This is a genomic window from Pseudomonas sp. P9_31 (assembly GCF_034008235.1).
Classification (GTDB): domain Bacteria; phylum Pseudomonadota; class Gammaproteobacteria; order Pseudomonadales; family Pseudomonadaceae; genus Aquipseudomonas.
Map to the genome: position 1 here is coordinate 1,812,301 of NZ_CP125375.1, position 17,206 is coordinate 1,829,506.

20 protein-coding genes are annotated in these 17,206 nt (G+C 58.8%); 19 read left to right on the plus strand and 1 reads right to left on the minus strand.

Annotated features, from left to right (window positions below; translation table 11 throughout):
- Positions 1-12: 12 nt before the first annotated feature.
- The 16 genes from rpmF (at position 13) to QMK51_RS08270 (ending at position 13,175) form a co-directional block, all read left to right on the plus strand.
- The gene (rpmF, locus tag QMK51_RS08195; RefSeq protein ID WP_003179396.1) at positions 13-195 is read left to right on the plus strand and encodes a 50S ribosomal protein L32; all 183 of its coding nucleotides are present in this window, start codon (positions 13-15) and stop codon (positions 193-195) included.
- Positions 196-198: 3 nt separating this feature from the next.
- Entirely contained in the window at positions 199-1,209 is a 1,011-nt protein-coding gene (gene plsX, locus QMK51_RS08200) for a phosphate acyltransferase PlsX (protein ID WP_320393703.1), read from the plus strand.
- 125 nt (positions 1,210-1,334) lie between these two features.
- On the plus strand, positions 1,335-2,273 hold the full coding sequence (fabD, locus tag QMK51_RS08205) for an ACP S-malonyltransferase (protein WP_258699620.1): 939 nt from the start codon (positions 1,335-1,337) through the stop codon (positions 2,271-2,273).
- Between the two features lie 16 nt (positions 2,274-2,289).
- Positions 2,290-3,033 (plus strand): 3-oxoacyl-ACP reductase FabG, encoded by a 744-nt coding sequence (gene fabG, locus QMK51_RS08210; protein WP_007942004.1) that lies wholly within the window; start codon positions 2,290-2,292, stop codon positions 3,031-3,033.
- 191 nt (positions 3,034-3,224) lie between these two features.
- Positions 3,225-3,461: an acyl carrier protein gene (acpP, locus tag QMK51_RS08215; protein ID WP_003175607.1), complete on the plus strand. Its 237-nt coding sequence runs from the start codon at positions 3,225-3,227 to the stop codon at positions 3,459-3,461.
- A 109-nt stretch (positions 3,462-3,570) separates the two neighbouring features.
- Entirely contained in the window at positions 3,571-4,815 is a 1,245-nt protein-coding gene (gene fabF, locus QMK51_RS08220) for a beta-ketoacyl-ACP synthase II (protein WP_007904000.1), read from the plus strand.
- On the plus strand, positions 4,815-5,630 hold the full coding sequence (pabC, locus tag QMK51_RS08225; protein ID WP_258699622.1) for an aminodeoxychorismate lyase: 816 nt from the start codon (positions 4,815-4,817) through the stop codon (positions 5,628-5,630). Before fabF ends, pabC begins: the two co-directional genes overlap by 1 nt.
- 3 nt (positions 5,631-5,633) lie before the next feature.
- Positions 5,634-6,848 carry an endolytic transglycosylase MltG gene (gene mltG, locus QMK51_RS08230; RefSeq protein WP_320393704.1) on the plus strand — a complete coding sequence of 405 codons (1,215 nt, stop codon included), beginning with the start codon at positions 5,634-5,636 and terminating at the stop codon, positions 6,846-6,848.
- 19 nt (positions 6,849-6,867) lie between these two features.
- Complete coding sequence (gene tmk / locus QMK51_RS08235; RefSeq protein ID WP_258699624.1) at positions 6,868-7,500, plus strand: dTMP kinase; 633 nt, start codon at positions 6,868-6,870, stop codon at positions 7,498-7,500.
- Positions 7,493-8,479 carry a DNA polymerase III subunit delta' gene (locus tag QMK51_RS08240; protein ID WP_258699625.1) on the plus strand — a complete coding sequence of 329 codons (987 nt, stop codon included), beginning with the start codon at positions 7,493-7,495 and terminating at the stop codon, positions 8,477-8,479. Before tmk ends, QMK51_RS08240 begins: the two co-directional genes overlap by 8 nt.
- A gap of 34 nt (positions 8,480-8,513) precedes the next feature.
- Positions 8,514-8,876: a PilZ domain-containing protein gene (locus QMK51_RS08245; RefSeq protein ID WP_258699626.1), complete on the plus strand. Its 363-nt coding sequence runs from the start codon at positions 8,514-8,516 to the stop codon at positions 8,874-8,876.
- Positions 8,877-8,890: 14 nt separating this feature from the next.
- On the plus strand, positions 8,891-9,682 hold the full coding sequence (locus QMK51_RS08250; protein ID WP_258699627.1) for a TatD family hydrolase: 792 nt from the start codon (positions 8,891-8,893) through the stop codon (positions 9,680-9,682).
- A gap of 394 nt (positions 9,683-10,076) precedes the next feature.
- On the plus strand, positions 10,077-10,715 hold the full coding sequence (locus tag QMK51_RS08255; protein ID WP_007942012.1) for a TetR/AcrR family transcriptional regulator: 639 nt from the start codon (positions 10,077-10,079) through the stop codon (positions 10,713-10,715).
- 139 nt (positions 10,716-10,854) lie between these two features.
- Entirely contained in the window at positions 10,855-11,823 is a 969-nt protein-coding gene (locus QMK51_RS08260; RefSeq protein WP_205889435.1) for a GTP 3',8-cyclase MoaA, read from the plus strand.
- A 169-nt stretch (positions 11,824-11,992) separates the two neighbouring features.
- Entirely contained in the window at positions 11,993-12,598 is a 606-nt protein-coding gene (locus QMK51_RS08265; RefSeq protein ID WP_258699629.1) for a DUF4823 domain-containing protein, read from the plus strand.
- A 16-nt stretch (positions 12,599-12,614) separates the two neighbouring features.
- Entirely contained in the window at positions 12,615-13,175 is a 561-nt protein-coding gene (locus tag QMK51_RS08270) for a DUF1285 domain-containing protein (protein WP_320393705.1), read from the plus strand.
- Positions 13,176-13,221: 46 nt separating this feature from the next.
- Here the strand turns inward: QMK51_RS08270 and QMK51_RS08275 are convergent, their stop codons facing one another.
- Positions 13,222-14,094: a triacylglycerol lipase gene (locus QMK51_RS08275; RefSeq protein ID WP_320393706.1), complete on the minus strand. Its 873-nt coding sequence runs from the start codon at positions 14,092-14,094 to the stop codon at positions 13,222-13,224.
- 252 nt (positions 14,095-14,346) lie between these two features.
- Between QMK51_RS08275 and QMK51_RS08280 the strand changes: the two genes are divergently transcribed.
- The 3 genes from QMK51_RS08280 to QMK51_RS08290 all read left to right on the plus strand — a co-directional run bounded on the left by QMK51_RS08280 (position 14,347) and on the right by QMK51_RS08290 (position 17,156).
- Positions 14,347-15,063, plus strand: coding sequence for a FadR/GntR family transcriptional regulator (locus tag QMK51_RS08280; RefSeq protein WP_258699631.1), 717 nt, complete (start codon positions 14,347-14,349; stop codon positions 15,061-15,063).
- A gap of 125 nt (positions 15,064-15,188) precedes the next feature.
- A complete protein-coding gene (locus QMK51_RS08285; protein ID WP_320393707.1) occupies positions 15,189-16,064 on the plus strand; it encodes an SMP-30/gluconolactonase/LRE family protein in 876 nt (291 codons plus the stop codon).
- Positions 16,065-16,337: 273 nt separating this feature from the next.
- Complete coding sequence (locus QMK51_RS08290) at positions 16,338-17,156, plus strand: SDR family oxidoreductase (protein ID WP_320393708.1); 819 nt, start codon at positions 16,338-16,340, stop codon at positions 17,154-17,156.
- The last annotated feature ends 50 nt before the right edge of the window (positions 17,157-17,206 follow it).

The window sequence follows — 17,206 nt, forward strand, 5'->3', positions numbered from 1 at the left end:
AGTTAATCAATTATGGCTGTTCAGCAGAACAAAAAATCCCGCTCTGCCCGTGACATGCGTCGTTCGCACGACGCTCTCGAGGCTAGCACCCTGTCTGTAGAAAAAACCACCGGTGAAGTTCACCTGCGTCACCACGTATCGCCAGAAGGCGTATACCGTGGCCGTAAAGTGATCGACAAGGGCGCTGACGAGTAATCCTTGTCCGCTCAAGTCATCGCGATTGACGCAATGGGCGGGGACTTCGGTCCCCGCAGCATTGTTCAGGCCAGCCTTGCTTGTCTGTCTGCTACGCCCTCGCTGCACCTGACCCTTGTCGGTCAACCCTCCCTTCTTGAAGAATTGATTGCCAGCCATTCGGCGGTGGATCGCGCGCGCCTGTCGATAGCGCCGGCGTCCGAAGTCATCACCATGGACGAAAAGCCAGCCCAGGCCTTGCGTGGCAAGCCCGACTCGTCAATGCGCGTGGCGCTGGAGTTGCTGCGCGATGGCAAGGCCCAGGCCTGCGTCAGTGCCGGCAATACAGGTGCGCTGATGGCGTTGTCACGGTTCGTGCTCAAGACCTTGCCGGGCATCGATAGGCCGGCGATGATCGCGGCCATACCGACGCAGAAAGGTTACTGCCAATTGCTCGATCTGGGAGCCAACGTTGATTGCAGTGCTGAGCATCTGTTGCAGTTTGCGGTGATGGGGTCGGTCGCGGCAGAAACCCTGGGCGTCGTTCGCCCGCGGGTCGCGCTGCTGAATATCGGCACCGAAGACATCAAAGGCAATCAACAGGTCAAGTTGGCGGCAACCTTGCTGCAAGGCGCGCGCGGGCTCAACTACATCGGTTTTGTCGAAGGCGACGGTTTGTACCGTGGCGAGGCGGATGTGGTGGTGTGTGATGGCTTTGTCGGCAATATACTGCTCAAGTCCAGCGAAGGTCTGGCGACCATGATTGCCGGGCGCATCGAGGCCTTGTTCAAGAAAAATTTCGCCTCGAAAGTGGTTGGTGCTTTGGCGTTGCCGTTGATGAAGCGCTTGCAGGCCGAGCTGGCACCTGCGCGGCACAACGGTGCAAGTTTCCTCGGTTTGCAGGGAATTGTCGTGAAAAGTCACGGTTCGGCGGGGGTTCAAGGCTTCCAGAGTGCAATTCAGCGCGCCTTGATCGAAATCCAGGAAAACTTGCCGGAACGGCTTCATGGGCGCCTGGAGGATTTGTTGCCTTAGGCGTTTTCGTCGGACAATGCTTAAATGTGACCGCTCAGTTCAATTGGCCATCCAACTGTCAGTTTCTTGCGTTCCTCAAGCGGGACGTCAATTTTCCGACGACAAGATCATTAGGGGCTTGTTACATGTCTGCTTCCCTCGCATTCGTCTTTCCAGGACAGGGTTCGCAGTCCCTCGGCATGCTGGCCGAGTTGGGCGCGCAACATCCGGTGGTCCTCGAAACATTCAAAGAAGCTTCCGATGCTCTGGGTTACGACCTGTGGGCACTGACCCAGCAAGGGCCGGAAGAGCAACTCAATCAAACCGATAAAACCCAGCCGGCCATTCTGACCGCCTCGATCGCCTTGTGGCGTCTGTGGCTGGCTGAAGGCGGCGCGCGCCCGGCTTACGTTGCCGGTCACAGCCTGGGCGAGTACAGCGCCCTGGTGGCTGCGGGCAGCCTGAGCCTGGGCGACGCAGTGAAACTGGTAGAGCGTCGCGGTCAATTGATGCAGGAAGCCGTTCCGGCCGGGCAGGGTGGCATGGCCGCGATCCTCGGTCTGGACGATGCTGACGTGCTGGCAGCCTGTGCCGAAGCGGCGCAGGGCGAAGTGGTCAGCGCGGTCAACTTCAACTCCCCGGGTCAGGTAGTGATCGCCGGTGCCAAGGCTGCGGTGGAGCGCGCCATCGAAGGCTGCAAGGCTCGTGGTGCCAAGCGCGCCATGCCGTTGCCGGTCAGCGTGCCGTCCCACTGCGAGCTGATGCGCCCGGCCGCCGAGCGATTCGCCGAGTCGATCGCAGCGATCGACTGGCAAGCGCCGCAGATCCCTGTGGTACAGAACGTCAGTGCCGACGTGCCGGCTGATCTGGAAACCCTCAAGCGCGATTTGCTTGAACAGCTCTACAAGCCTGTACGCTGGGTCGAGTCGGTCCAGGCGCTGGCTGCCAAGGGTGCGACCGAACTGGTCGAGTGCGGCCCTGGCAAAGTACTTGCCGGTCTGAACAAGCGTTGCGCCGAAGGCGTGTCGACCTCTAACCTCAATACCCCAGACGCTTTCGCTGCCGCCCGTGCAGCGCTGGCCTGAACAAGGAGAAGCTTGCATGAGTCTGCAAGGTAAAGTTGCACTGGTCACTGGCGCCAGTCGTGGTATCGGCCAGGCTATCGCCCTGGAGCTGGGTCGTCAGGGTGCCATCGTTGTCGGCACCGCGACCTCCGCTTCGGGTGCCGAGCGTATCGCCGCTACCCTGAAAGAAAACGGTATTCAGGGCACTGGCCTGGAACTTAATGTCACCAGCGACGAGTCCGTGGCGGCCGTACTGGCGAGCATTCAGGAGCAATTCGGTGCGCCGGCGATCCTGGTCAATAATGCCGGCATCACCCGCGATAACCTGATGATGCGGATGAAAGATGACGAATGGCATGACGTCGTCGATACCAACCTGAACAGTCTGTTCCGCCTGTCCAAGGGCGTTTTGCGCGGTATGACCAAAGCCCGTTGGGGACGAATTATCAGTATTGGCTCGGTTGTGGGTGCCATGGGCAACGCAGGCCAAGTAAACTACGCTGCCGCCAAGGCCGGTCTGGAAGGTTTCAGCCGTGCACTGGCGCGTGAAGTCGGTTCGCGTTCGATTACGGTAAACTCGGTGGCCCCAGGGTTCATCGACACCGATATGACCCGCGAACTGCCCGAGGCGCAGCGTGAAGCCTTGCAGACGCAGATTCCGCTGGGTCGTCTGGGGCAAGCTCAAGAGATCGCGTCTGTGGTCGCTTTTCTTGCATCCGACGGTGCGGCTTACGTTACTGGGGCTACAATCCCGGTGAACGGCGGGATGTACATGAGTTAAATGTGACGGATTGCTTCAAAAAAATGTCATACGAGCTGTCTAAAATCCGTTATAAAGCTGCAATCTATTTATAGGCAGAGGGCCGCGGGGTTTGAGGAGTGAAGCTTTCAGTTGAAAAACTGAAAAGTCTTTCTATACACTTACCCACTGGCCAGCTGCCTGAATTTGTCCATTAGGAGTGAAAACAAGGTATGAGCACCATCGAAGAGCGCGTCAAGAAAATCGTTGCTGAGCAACTGGGCGTTAAAGAAGAAGAAGTGGTCAACACTGCTTCCTTCGTTGAAGACCTGGGTGCCGACTCCCTTGACACCGTTGAGCTGGTGATGGCTCTGGAAGAGGAATTCGAGACCGAAATCCCTGACGAAGAAGCTGAGAAGATCACTACTGTACAAGCAGCAATCGACTACGTTACCAGCCACCAGGCGTAATAGTTTTTAGTCGTCGCTCGCTGTCATGGAAAAACCGCACTGCCATCATGGCGTGCGGTTTTTTCTTTAGGCCTGATGCAAAGTCGTCATTTGAAAAAAGGAGAGTGCTGTGTCGCGTAGACGCGTCGTAGTCACCGGTATGGGTATGTTGTCGCCACTGGGCACGGATGTGCCGAGCAGCTGGCAGGGTATTCTGGCTGGCCGCAGTGGCATTGGTCTGATCGAACACACCGACCTTTCTGCCTATTCCACCCGTTTTGGCGGCTCGGTAAAGGGCTTCAATGTCGAGGAATACCTGTCGGTCAAGGAAGCTCGCAAGCTCGACCTGTTTATTCAATACGGTCTGGCTGCAGGTTTTCAGGCTGTGCGTAACGCAGGTCTTGAAGTGACCGACGCCAATCGCGAGCGTATCGGCGTGGCCATGGGTTCGGGTATCGGCGGTCTGACCAATATCGAAGACACCAGCCGCACGCTGCATGATTCTGGCCCACGACGGATTTCTCCGTTTTTCGTGCCTGGCTCGATCATCAATATGATTTCCGGTTTCCTGTCCATCCACCTGGGTGCACAGGGGCCTAACTACGCCATCGCCACGGCGTGTACCACCGGTACGCACTGCATCGGCATGGCGGCACGCAATATCATGTACGACGAAGCCGACGTAATGATTGCCGGTGGTGCCGAAATGGCGGCTTGCGGCCTGGGCATGGGCGGCTTTGGTGCCTCCCGCGCACTGTCGACCCGCAACGACGAGCCGACCCGTGCGAGCCGTCCATGGGACAAGGGCCGTGATGGCTTCGTGCTGTCCGACGGTGCCGGAGCGCTGGTTCTCGAAGAACTGGAGCACGCCAAGGCCCGTGGCGCGACCATCTACGCCGAACTGATCGGTTTCGGCACCAGTGGCGACGCCTACCACATGACCTCGCCACCGGCCGATGGCGCGGGTGCTGCGCGTTGTATCACCAATGCCTTGCGCGATGCGAAGATCAATAGCGATCAGGTTCAGTACATCAACGCTCACGGTACCTCGACCTCGGCCGGTGATCTCGCCGAAGCCTGTGCGATCAAATCCGTGTTCGGCGATCACGCCTACAAGCTGGCAGTCAGTTCGACCAAGTCCATGACCGGTCACTTGCTGGGTGCGGCGGGCGCAGTCGAGGCGATTTTCAGCGTACTGGCCATCAACAGCCAGGTAGCTCCGCCGACCATCAACCTCGATGAGCCGGACGAAGGCTGCGACCTCGACTTCGTACCCCACACCGCGCGCGGCATGGATATCGACGTGGTGCTGTCCAACTCCTTCGGGTTTGGTGGTACCAACGGTTCGCTGGTGTTCCGTCGGTTCGCTGACTGATGGACAGCTGGGTCGACGGTCAACCGGCTGACGCTTTGTCGCTGAAGGATCGCGGCCTGGCTTATGGCGATGGTCTGTTCGAGACCCTCTTAGTCAAGGGCGGGCAACCGTTGCTGCTGGATCGACATCTGTCGCGTCTGGCCGAAGGTTGTTCGCGCCTGGCGATTACCATCGATCGTGAACTGATCCGCGCGGAACTGCTGGCCTATGCTGCCGCATTGGGTGAGGGCGTGCTCAAACTCATCCTCACCCGCGGCGACGGCCTGCGTGGTTACGCCCCCGACCCCTCGGCTCAGGCTCGACGCATTCTGCAAGGCAATCCTCCCGCTGCCTATCCGGTGGTTCATGCGAAGCAGGGCGTTCGTCTGTTTCCTTGTGCGACACGGCTTTCCAAACAGCCATTGCTCGCCGGTCTCAAGCATTTGAATCGTCTGGAGCAGGTCATCGCCCGTTCCGAATGGCAGGATACCGAGCATGCCGAAGGCTTGATGCTGGATCAGGCCGGGCGGGTGATCGAAGGCGTATTCAGCAATCTGTTCCTGGTGCGCGATGGTGTGCTGGTTACGGCTGATCTCAAACGCTGTGGCGTGGCGGGCGTGATGCGCGCAGAATTATTGTTTCAAGCCGAGTCATTGGGAATTCCCACGCAAGTCACCGATATCACCCTCGATCAGCTGCAATGGGCTGATGAGGTCTTTGTCTGCAATAGCGTGTATGGCGTTTGGCCGGTGCGCGCCTATGCAGCGCTGAGCTGGCCGGTTGGCCCGCTCACCCGTAAACTCCAAACCATTGCCCGTGCGCTACTGGATGCTTGATTCGTGAGACGTAAATTCTTGCTGCTGCTGGAAACCGGACTGGTTCTGGCGGGGCTGTTGGCGGGCGCTAGTGCCTGGAAAATTCATTCGGCGCTGGAACAGCCGCTGAACATCACCCAGGAAGAGCTGCTGGAAGTGCCCAAGGGCACTACACCGAACCGCACTTTCATTCGACTTGAAGCCGATGGCGTCATCAAGGACGCTTTCTGGCTGCGCGTGTTCTGGCGCTTCAACCTGGCGGGTCAACCGCTGCACAGTGGCGAATACCGCATGGTTCCCGGCATGACCGTCAACGGGCTGATCGACCTGTGGAAGCGCGGGGAAATGGTGCAATACAGCCTGACGTTGGTTGAAGGCTGGAATTTCCATCAGGTTCGCGCGGCCCTGGCCAAGGATGAAAAACTCGAGCAGACCCTCAACGGGCTGAGCGACAGCCAAGTGATGGACAAGCTCGGGCACAGCGGGATTTTCCCCGAAGGGCGATTCTTCCCCGACACGTATCGTTTTGTGCGGGGCATGACCGACGTCGATCTGCTCAAGAAAGCCTACGACCGCCTCGACGAGGTCCTCGCCAAGGAATGGAACCAGCGAGCTGCCGATGTTCCCTACACCGAGCCCTATCAGGCACTGATCATGGCCTCGTTGGTGGAAAAGGAGACCGGTGTACCGCAAGAGCGTCGGCAGATTGCCGGTGTGTTCGTGCGGCGCATGGAGATGGGCATGCTGTTGCAGACCGATCCGACTGTGATTTATGGACTGGGTGATCGTTACAACGGCAAGTTGACCCGCGCTCATCTCAAGGAGCCGACGCCGTATAACACTTACATGATTGCTGGCCTGCCGCCCACACCCATCGCGATGGTGGGCCGCGAAGCGATCCATGCGGCATTGAATCCGGCGGACGGCAACAGCCTGTATTTTGTCGCGCGCGGTGATGGCAGCCACGTGTTCTCCGATGATCTGGACGCCCACAATAATGCGGTGCGCGAGTTTCAGATCAACCGACGTGCCGATTACCGTTCCAGCCCTGCGCCGACTGTTACGCCGCAAACGGAGGACGCTCAGGCGCCTATCCCGGCGGTTTCACCCGATACGGCGCCTGAAGACATGCCACCCGTAGCGCCGCAAGATCCCGTGCAAGACTCTGTAGAAGAGCCTGCACAAGAACCTGCGCCAGCACCCGAAGCGGATGCGCCCGTGCCGCAAAGCCCGCAATGACTCTGACTAAGGACTGCCTGTGACTGGCTTGTTTGTTACCCTGGAAGGCCCGGAAGGTGCCGGCAAGAGCACCAACCGCGAATACCTGGCCGAGCGTCTGCGCGCTGCCGGGATCGAGGTGGTGTTGACCCGGGAGCCCGGCGGCACACCTCTGGCCGAACGGATCCGTGACGTGCTGTTGGCACCGGTCGATGAGGTCATGAACCCCGACACCGAGCTGCTGTTGGTGTTCGCCGCGCGAGCCCAGCATCTGGCCGAGGTGATCCGTCCGGCGCTGGCCCGTGGCGCGGTGGTCCTGTGCGATCGCTTTACCGATTCGACCTACGCTTATCAGGGCGGTGGTCGTGGATTGTCACTGGAGCGCATTGCGACCCTCGAAACGTTCGTCCAGGGTGATCTGCGCCCGGACTTGACGCTGATTTTCGATCTGCCGGTAGAGGTAGGGTTGGCCCGCGCCAGCGCCCGCGGTCGACTGGACCGCTTCGAGCTCGAAGGCCGAGGTTTTTTTGATGCGGTGCGCACTGCCTTCCTCGAGCGCGCCAAAGCGGATCCTGCGCGTTATGTCCTGGTGGATGCCGCTCAGCCGCTGGCGCAGGTTCAGCAGTCTCTGGATGCCTTGCTGCCACGCCTGCTGGAGTTGACCCGTGGCTGAAGCCTATCCGTGGCAGGACAGTCTCTGGCAGCAATTGGCCGGCCGTGCCCAGCACGCCCACGCCTATTTGCTGCATGGCCCGGCCGGGATCGGCAAGCGTGCGCTGGCCGAGCGCTTGATGGCCAGTTTGTTGTGCCAGCGTCCGACCGCCCAGGATGCTTGCGGCGAGTGCAAGTCCTGCCTGCTGTTGAAGGCTGGCAGCCACCCCGACAACTACATTCTGGAACCGGAAGAGGCGGACAAGGCGATCAAGGTCGATCAGGTGCGCGATCTGGTCAGCTTCGTGGTTCAGACCTCGCAGATGGGCGGTCGCAAAGTGGTGCTGATCGAGCCGGTCGAGTCGATGAACATCAACGCCGCCAACGCCTTGCTCAAAAGCCTTGAAGAGCCGTCCGGCGACACCGTACTGCTGTTGGTCAGCCACCAGACCAGCCGTCTGCTGCCGACCATCAAGAGTCGTTGCGTGCAGCAGGCCTGTCCATTGCCGAGCGAAGCCATGAGCCTGGCGTGGCTGGCCAAGGCGTTGCCGGACTGCTCGGAAGAGGAACGCATTGAACTGCTGACCCTCGCCGCCGGTTCGCCACTGGCCGCAGTCAAATTGCAGGCACAGGGCGTGCGTGAACAGCGGGCGCTGGTGGTCGAGGGCGTGAAGAAGTTGCTCAAGCAACAGCAATCGCCGACCCAGTTGGCCGAGGAGTGGAAAACCATTCCCATGTTGCTGCTGTTCGACTGGTTCTGTGACTGGTCGAGCCTGATTCTGCGTTATCAGTTGACTCAGGATGAAGCAGGGCTGGGGCTGGCGGACATGCGCAAGGTGATTCAATACCTGGCGCAAAAAGCCGCTCAGGATAAAGTCCTGAATATCCAGGACTGGATTCTCGCCCAGCGCCAGAAAGTCATGAGCAAAGCCAACCTCAATCCGGCGCTGTTGCTGGAGGCGCTGTTGGTGCAATGGGTATCCTTGCCTACCCAGAAGTGACCTAGACTCCGATCATCAGACAGTGGAGGTCAGCATGAACGAACCCGTCAGTCCGGGGCCAGGGCCGCGCAATGGTATTTTGTCCTTGACCATCAAGGACAGGTCCGTGCTCTACGCGGCCTACATGCCATTCATCAAGAACGGCGGCCTGTTTATCCCGACCAACAAGAGCTACAAGTTGGGCGATGAGGTCTTCATGTTGCTGCACCTGATGGACGAACCGGAAAAGATCCCGGTCGCCGGCAAGGTGACCTGGATCACCCCGAAAGGTGCCCAGGGCAACCGGGCCGCCGGGGTCGGCGTGCAGTTCAACGAAGGCGACAACACCGCGCGCAGTCGAATCGAAACCCATTTGGCCGGAGCCCTGAAGTCCGACCGTCCCACTCATACGATGTAAGTTGCAGCCCTTTTATGCTCGTAGATTCCCATTGCCACCTTGACCGCCTCGACCTCACCGCCCACGACGGCTCCCTGGATGCCGCGCTCGATGCGGCTCGCGAGCGTGGGGTAGGGCACTTTCTGTGCATTGGCGTCAGCGTCGAGAACGCCGCCGACGTCAAAGCCCTGGCCGAACGTTATGACGATGTCGATTGTTCGGTCGGTGTGCATCCACTCGATGTACAGCCGGGTGCCGCTCCGGCGCTGGACTGGCTGTTGCGCGAACTCAATCATCCGCGGGTGGTGGCGATCGGTGAAACCGGCCTGGATTACCACTACGAGCCAGAAGCGGCAGAGTTGCAGCAGGAATCGTTCCGTCTGCACCTGCAAGCGGCCGGGCAGACCGGAAAACCGGTGATCATCCATACCCGTGGCGCCCGGGCCGACACCCTTCAACTGTTACGCGAGGCGGCACTGCCTCAGGCGGGGGTGCTGCATTGCTTCACCGAAGACTGGGAGATGGCCAAGGCTGCGCTGGACATGGGGTATTACATTTCCTTGTCCGGTATTGTCACTTTTCGCAATGCCGATGCCCTGCGTGATGTGGCCAGCAGGGTACCGGCTGACCGGTTGCTGGTAGAAACCGACTCACCTTACCTGGCGCCGATCCCTCATCGCGGCAAACCGAACCTGCCGCAATACGTGCGTGAGGTAGCGGAATTTCTGGCAATGTTGCGAGGAGAGTCCTACGAGCGATTTGCCGAGCAGACTACCGAGAATTTCAAGCGGTTATTTCCGTTGGCGCATGTCAGGACATCGGCGTAACGTTGGGAAAGATCTCAGCCTGCGGCAGCTCCTGCGGGCTTTGGTCCTTGAATCGCAGGCAAAAAAAACCCGGGTTCTGGGGGGTGAATCCGGGTTAAGACCATTAGGAGTAAAACGAAAGGTACGCGGTCCTTTGGTACCTTCATCGGCGCGACACTTGGGGGAGATGTCTCGCCGACAGTTGAAGTATTGATCAGTATCGCGCCGAGTCCAGTTTAGCTGGTCGGGTTTTTAAACAAATTTGGAATACGGGCGCTTCGGTTGAGTTCTCATCAACCGGCGAGGCTGCGCGAATTCATCAAGAAACACATATATGGTCGGATGATCCGTGCATTTTTGCGCAAGTTAGGCATAATACGCGGCTTCGAATTTTGACCCCTACAGACCTTTTCTTATGCATAAAGAACCTCGTAAGGTCCGTGAGTTTCGTCGCCGCGAGCAAGAAATTCTCGATACCGCGCTCAAGCTGTTCCTCGAACAAGGTGAAGACAGTGTCACCGTCGAGATGATTGCTGATGCCGTAGGTATCGGCAAAGGCACGATCTACAAGCACTTCAAATCCAAGGCGGAGATCTATCTGCGCCTGATGCTCGATTACGAGCGCGATTTGAACGAGCTGTTGCATTCCGCCGATGTCGATAAGGACAAGGAAGCCCTGTCCCGGGCCTACTTCGAATTTCGCATGCGCGATCCGCAACGCTATCGGTTGTTCGATCGCCTGGAAGAGAAGGTGGTCAAGGGCAATCAGGTGCCGGAGATGGTCGAGGAACTGCACAAGATCCGCGCCTCGAACTTTGAACGCCTGACCCTGTTGATCAAGGGCCGGATCAGCGAAGGCAAGCTCGAAGACGTGCCGCCTTATTTCCATTACTGCGCGGCCTGGGCGCTGGTACACGGCGCCGTGGCGCTGTACCACTCGCCGTTCTGGAGCAATGTGCTGGAAGATCAGGAAGGTTTCTTCCAGTTCCTGATGGACATCGGCGTGCGCATGGGCAACAAGCGCAAACGCGATACCGACACGCCAAGCAGCTGAACTATTCAGTTGCCTTATTGCGCCATGATTTAGCTACATGGCGCAGTACCGCAGGAATATACTCAGGCATAGGGCTTGCTAAAACTTGATTTGTGAGTCAAGTTTTGCGCGTTCGAATCTTCTTTCGCCGGAGTGATCCATGATCGTTGACCGTCAAGGCAGGCGTTTTCGCAATTTGCGGATCAGTCTGACCTCAGCCTGCAACTACGCTTGTACCTACTGCGTGCCCAACGGCAAGCGGCTGGTGGCTGCGCAGGATGAGTTGTCGGCCGAGGCGATGGCACGCGGCGTGGCCTATCTGATCGAAGCGGCGGGGATCGAGCGCTTGCGCATAACCGGTGGCGAGCCACTGGTCAGCCCCAAACTCGAAGCCTTCATGACCGCTGTCGGGCAAATGGGCCTGGCGGACATCAGCCTGACCACCAATGGCCAGTTGCTGGCGAAGAAGCTGCCGCTGCTGGTGGATGCCGGTATTCGGCGCATCAACGTTTCCCTCGATACCCTGGATGCCAGCGCTTTTCGCAGCATTGCGCGGGGCGGTGATCTGGCGACCGTCCTCGACGGTATGGACCAGGCTGCGGCGGCCGGCATGAAGATCAAGGTCAATATGGTGCCGCTGCGTGGGCAGAACCTCGATCAGGTGATGCCGTTGCTCGACTATTGCCTGGAGCGCGGTTACGAGTTGCGCTTCATCGAGTTGATGCGCATGGGCCACCTAGCCAGCGATTCCAACGCTTTCCTGCAACAGTTCGTCAGCCTTCAGCAGTTGCTGAGCCTGATCGGCGAGCGCTACGAGTACCTTCAGGCGGATGCGCCGGTCGATGCCACAGCGGTGCGTTATCAGATTCCGGGGCAGGGCCATTTCGGCGTGATCGCCAACGAAAGCGTTCCGTTTTGCCGCACCTGTTCGCGTCTACGCTTGTCGTCCACGGGTTGGCTGCATGGCTGCCTGTCGTCGAGCAATCGTCACTATGTCGGCGACTTGCTGGACAAGCCTCGTCATCAGGCGCTACCGGCCTTGCAGCGACTGTTGGTTAAAGCGTTGGGGGACAAGCAGGAAGTGGCGTTCTCCGGTGGCGCGACCATCATGAAGATTATTGGCGGCTGATCGGGCCTCATCGCGAGCAGGCTCGCTCCCACAAAGTTTGCGCCAATCCTTGTGGGAGCGAGCCTGCTCGCGATGGCGATCTATAAGTCAGCAATGTTCATGAGCTGGCGCGGAAGCTGCATCCAATGGCCATTCGCCGGTTTTCCGTCACCGGCTTCTGGAGGGTAGGATGCGTAGCCTGGTTTTGCTGCTGGCCGTTTTGGCGCTTGGTGGCTGCATGAATGTCAGCGATATGGCCGAAGAGACTCGCTACCACATGAGCGACGTGGGGCTGCTGGACCACAGCGACAGCCGTCGCGTGAATAACTTCCGCATTCAGCCGGACTCGTTCATCTACATCGCTCAGGGTTCTTTTGCACCGCCGGGCAGTGCCTACCCGCGACCTAACGTGGTGGCCGAAGAAGCCTTCAACGGCTTTATCGAATATTTCCCGATGGTTCGCCGCGCCCGCGTGCCGGAAGGCCTCGACGCTGCCATGGGTGAAGCCCGTGCCGCCGGTGCTCACTATCTGCTCTATACGCGTTTTGCCAAGGCCGACGACCGCATCGGCAACTCGGACGATTTGATAGACCAGGAGCGCGCGGATCGCTTCGGAATCGACAGTGGCGTAATTCAGATCATGTTGATCGAGACCAGCACCCAGTATTTGATCGATACTGCACGTATCAAGAGTCGTGGCGGTTTACTGACGTTCTACGACAACAGGCCAGAAGACCTGCTGGGCCCCCCGCTGGAGCAATACGCTCGTAGCCTGTTGGGGCTCCGCGACCAGTAATTCAAAGGAGAACGCCATGAGTGGCCCGCAAAAAGCCAACGACTTGTTGGGGCAAATCCCCAAAACCAAAGGCTTGCCGCCGGTCCACTTGTGGAACCCCGACTTCTGCGGCGACATCGACATGCGCATCGCCCGCGACGGCACCTGGTATTACCTGGGCACGCCGATCGGGCGCAAGCCGATGGTCAAGCTGTTCTCCACCATCATTCGCCGTGACGGCGATGATTACTTTCTGATTACCCCGGTCGAAAAGGTGGGCATCAAGGTCGACGACGCGCCGTTCGTGGCGATTGCCGTGGAGGTTGAAGGCGAGGGCGAGGCCCAGGTCTTGCGCTTTACCACCAACGTCGACGAAACGGCCGATGCCGGCGCTGAGCACCCCATGCGGGTAGTGATCGATCCGGTGACTCAGGAGCCCGCGCCGTACGTGAATGTACGCACCAACCTTGAAGCATTGATTCACCGTAATGTGTTCTACCAACTGGTGGAGCTGGCGGTGACCCGGGAAATCGACGGGCAGCGTTGGCTAGGTGTCTGGAGCGGTGGTGAATTCTTCCCTGTCGGGCTTGAGCCGTAAGGCGCTGAGCGTCTGTGCTGTGAAAAACGGCCCGTTATTTATGGGCTTACAAACCCTTGCTCTTGAGCCGGGCGGCATGTTCAAGGTAGAGCCTGACCGGGCTCACGTTCCAACTGTTGATCCCGGCCATCTGATTGACTGCGTCAAAGTGGTCCATCGGGTAATCCGAGCGAATCACTTTCCCCAGGTGCGAGCTGTAGCGGCCAACCAGCCCATCGTTGGCGTGCTTCTCTTTATAAAATAACTGCGACAGCACTTTACAGTTCAAATGGGTCGGATCGAGGAGTTGCAGGCTTTGAAAGTTCTGCACGATCCCGCTCCAGGAGTAGTAATACACGCCGTTTTCAATTTCGTTGCCTTCACCACCCCAAACCTTCGGCACCCCTTGCGGGTACTTGCGGTTGAAGGCGGCCAAGCCTGCGCTGGTCAGCGATTCGAAAGCCGCTTGAGGATCCACGGGGTTTTCCGGGTGGCCGCTGATCAACGAAATGAAGGTGCCGACGGCGCTTAGCAGGGCCAGTACAAACGCTTCGGGCAACTCTCCGGGTGTCAGCGCTTTGTGCAGTTGGTCGGCAATCTCGGAGCCGTGATTGGGGCAGCTGACCGAGGTGACCGACGCGACCTTTTCCGGGTGCAGGGCCGCTACGTAGCGCGCGGCCAGCGGGCCTTGGCTATGACCGATCAGATTGACCTTGGCGGCTCCCGTTTCGCGCAAAATTCGGTTGACGTGTTCGAGCAGTTTTTCACCGCGTTCTTCATTGCCGTTGACGGTTGGAATATTCACGGCAAACACCTGAGCGCCCGCGCGTTCCAGGACTTCCTCGATTTCGAAGAAGTAGGGATAACCGGCGATTCTATCGAAGCCGAAAAGACCGTGAACCAACACAATGGGGTATTTCGTAGACGCATCCATGTCCATGTTCATACCTATCGATAGCGGAATTTAGTGAAACAGAGACTGCTGACTGCATGATCTGTTGCGGGCTTACCGTAGTTTACAAAACGGGTAGGTTCAAAGCGCTCAGGCAGTATTCGGACGAACAGTCACGCCCCTGTCGGCGGGCCCCCTGAAAATCCAATTGACAGCCAATCATATGATGATTAGCGTGACATCCATCGCGAACGGCTTTCGTGTCGTTTCGTTTTTTGTCACCGGGGCGATGAGGTACCCATGTCCAGCAGTTTCCATGCGTCGACGGTTGATTGGCTGGGGTGCTGGATTGCCGCTGGCCAGGTGAAGCCCGGCGAAACCATCAAGGTTGAAGCCGACCTGGGCGAGCAGCTCGGGGTCAGCCGTACGGTTATCCGTGAAGCCATCAAAACCCTGGTGGCCAAAGGCATGCTCGAAGTCGGGCCGAAGGTCGGTACGCGGGTGTTGCCGGTGCGGCGCTGGAACCTTTTCGACCCGCAAGTCGTCGGCTGGCTGTCGCGTAGCGGATTGCCAGAAAATTTTGTCGACGACCTGCTCGACCTGCGTCGCACCATCGAACCCATGGCGGTGCGCTGGGCCTGCGAACGTGCGACCGTCGAGCAGGTTCAGGCCGTACTCCAGGCCTACAACGCGCTGGAACGAGCCGTGGACAGCGGCATCGATTACAACCGCGCCGACCAGTTCTTCCACGAATGCATCCTCGCCGCCAGCCACAATCAATTCATCGAACAAATGGTCCCGGCCCTCGGCGCACTGCTGGCAGTGTCTTTCGAAGTCTCTGCCGCCGACCCGGATGAACTGCGTCGAACGTTGCCGATTCACAAAGACATGGCCAACGCCATCGCCGCCCGGGATGCCGCGCGGGGGGTGTGGGCTTGCATGACTCTGATCGATAACGCGGACCTGGCCATCAAGCGCTTCTACCCCCAAGTCATGGCCGACAAGAAGGCCAGCTAACAATAAAGAACCCCTTGTGGGAGCGAGCCTGCTCGCGAAAGCGGTGGTTCAGTCGACATCTATGCCGAATGTGACTCAGTCATCGCGAGCAGGCTCGCTCCCACACAAAGCAAAAAGGAGGCTTCATGACGTGGACAGCGGTTACCGGACACCGTGCGCAACTCGGCGAAGGCCCGTTCTGGGATGCACCGACCCAGGCGCTGTATTGGGTAGACATCGCGGGTAAACAAGCGCTGAGGCTGATCGGCGCCAATGTGGAAATCTGGCAGATGCCGGAGCACGTGTCCGCGTTCATCCCCAGCGAAAGCGGCGATGCCCTGGTGACATTGAGCAGTGGGGTTTATCGGTTGGACCTGGATTCCCCTGGCCTGGAACCTCGGCTGACCTTGCTCTGCGTGGCCGATCCGCAACCTGGCAATCGCGCCAACGAAGCCCGCTGTGATGCCCAGGGCCAGCTCTGGCTGGGCACCATGCAAAACAACATCGGTGAACAGGGCGAGGATCTACCCATCGTGCGCCGCTCCGGTGGCCTGTTTCGCATCGACCGCGATGCCCGGGTCACGCCGCTGCTTCGAGGGTTGGGCATCCCTAATACATTGCTATGGAGCGACGACGGCACAACCCTGTATTTCGCCGACAGTCTCGACAGCACGCTTTACCGGCATTTCATCCATACCGACGGCAACCTCGACACCGCCTATGTCTGGTTTGGCCCCCATGAACGTGGCGGCCCCGACGGTTCGGCGATGGATGCCGAGGGCTATATATGGAACGCCCGCTGGGATGGCAGTTGTCTGCTCAGGTTGAGCCCGGACGGGCATGTTGATCGGGTGATCGAACTGCCGGTCAGCCGTCCCACCAGTTGCGTGTTCGGTGGCGAAGACTTCAAAACCCTGTACATCACCAGTGCTGCGAGCCCGCTCAACCACCCGCTGGATGGCGCGTTGTTGTCGGTTCGAGTCGATGTGCCTGGAAAACGCTGTCAGCGATTTTTCGGTTAAATCCCTAAATATGGGATGTAAAATTATATATTGAGATTGTTCGGCGGCCGGGTTTATAGTCGGCTCCATCAGTTACACGCACTCACACTTAAAAAAACAAAACAGGTGAAGTGATGCAGCGATATTCCACCGCACTCCCTTACGGAGTCAGCGCTTCAGGCCGCCTCGACGCCCGGGCGTTTTCACGTCTGCCTGCCTATTCTCAAAAGCCTTTTGACCGGACATCGACAGATGTCCGGTTTTCGTCGTGCCTTCGAACAGGAGTGTTGATCCATGGCTGAACCTCTTTCCTTGCCACCGGTACCCGAACCGCCCAAGGGTGAGCGCCTGAAAAACAAGGTCGTGCTGCTGACCGGCGCGGCTCAGGGTATTGGCGAAGCGATTGTCGCGACCTTCGCTTCCCAGCAGGCCAGGCTGATCATCAGCGATATCCAGGCCGAAAAAGTCGAAAAAGTCGCGGCGCATTGGCGCGAACAAGGTACGGATGTCGTGGCGATCAAGGCCGACGTCTCGCGCCAGCAAGACCTGCACGCCATGGCCAAACTGGCCATTGAGCTTCATGGCCGGATCGACGTGCTGGTCAATTGCGCCGGGGTCAATGTGTTCCGCGATCCGCTGCAAATGACCGAGGAAGACTGGCGTCGCTGCTTCGCCATCGACCTGGACGGCGCCTGGTATGGCTGCAAAGCGGTGCTGCCGCAAATGATCGAGCAGGGCATCGGCAGCATCATCAACATCGCCTCGACCCATTCCACCCACATTATTCCAGGTTGCTTCCCTTATCCGGTGGCCAAGCATGGTTTGCTCGGGCTGACCCGTGCCTTGGGCATCGAATACGCACCCAAGGGCATTCGCGTTAACGCCATCGCGCCGGGCTACATCGAAACCCAACTGAACGTCGATTACTGGAACGGTTTTGCCGACCCCCACGCCGAACGTCAGCGCGCCTTCGACCTGCATCCACCACGACGCATCGGCCAGCCGATTGAAGTGGCGATGACGGCTGTGTTTCTGGCCAGCGATGAAGCACCGTTCATCAACGCCTCGTGCATCACCATCGATGGTGGGCGTTCGGTGATGTACCACGACTGAATAACGCGGGTTTCAGGCGCGAAACTACGTCTGAAATTCAATCATCATAC

Coding starts and splice junctions, on each gene's coding strand:
- QMK51_RS08255 (WP_007942012.1), top strand. CDS start 10,077: ATGCATAAAGAACCTCGTAAGGTCCGTGAGTTTCGTCGCCGCGAGCAA.
- QMK51_RS08245 (WP_258699626.1), top strand. CDS start 8,514: ATGAACGAACCCGTCAGTCCGGGGCCAGGGCCGCGCAATGGTATTTTG.
- QMK51_RS08250 (WP_258699627.1), top strand. CDS start 8,891: ATGCTCGTAGATTCCCATTGCCACCTTGACCGCCTCGACCTCACCGCC.
- fabD (WP_258699620.1), top strand. CDS start 1,335: ATGTCTGCTTCCCTCGCATTCGTCTTTCCAGGACAGGGTTCGCAGTCC.
- acpP (WP_003175607.1), top strand. CDS start 3,225: ATGAGCACCATCGAAGAGCGCGTCAAGAAAATCGTTGCTGAGCAACTG.
- pabC (WP_258699622.1), top strand. CDS start 4,815: ATGGACAGCTGGGTCGACGGTCAACCGGCTGACGCTTTGTCGCTGAAG.
- QMK51_RS08275 (WP_320393706.1), bottom strand. CDS start 14,094: ATGGACATGGATGCGTCTACGAAATACCCCATTGTGTTGGTTCACGGT.
- rpmF (WP_003179396.1), top strand. CDS start 13: ATGGCTGTTCAGCAGAACAAAAAATCCCGCTCTGCCCGTGACATGCGT.
- fabG (WP_007942004.1), top strand. CDS start 2,290: ATGAGTCTGCAAGGTAAAGTTGCACTGGTCACTGGCGCCAGTCGTGGT.
- QMK51_RS08265 (WP_258699629.1), top strand. CDS start 11,993: ATGCGTAGCCTGGTTTTGCTGCTGGCCGTTTTGGCGCTTGGTGGCTGC.
- QMK51_RS08260 (WP_205889435.1), top strand. CDS start 10,855: ATGATCGTTGACCGTCAAGGCAGGCGTTTTCGCAATTTGCGGATCAGT.
- QMK51_RS08280 (WP_258699631.1), top strand. CDS start 14,347: ATGTCCAGCAGTTTCCATGCGTCGACGGTTGATTGGCTGGGGTGCTGG.
- QMK51_RS08270 (WP_320393705.1), top strand. CDS start 12,615: ATGAGTGGCCCGCAAAAAGCCAACGACTTGTTGGGGCAAATCCCCAAA.
- QMK51_RS08285 (WP_320393707.1), top strand. CDS start 15,189: ATGACGTGGACAGCGGTTACCGGACACCGTGCGCAACTCGGCGAAGGC.
- QMK51_RS08290 (WP_320393708.1), top strand. CDS start 16,338: ATGGCTGAACCTCTTTCCTTGCCACCGGTACCCGAACCGCCCAAGGGT.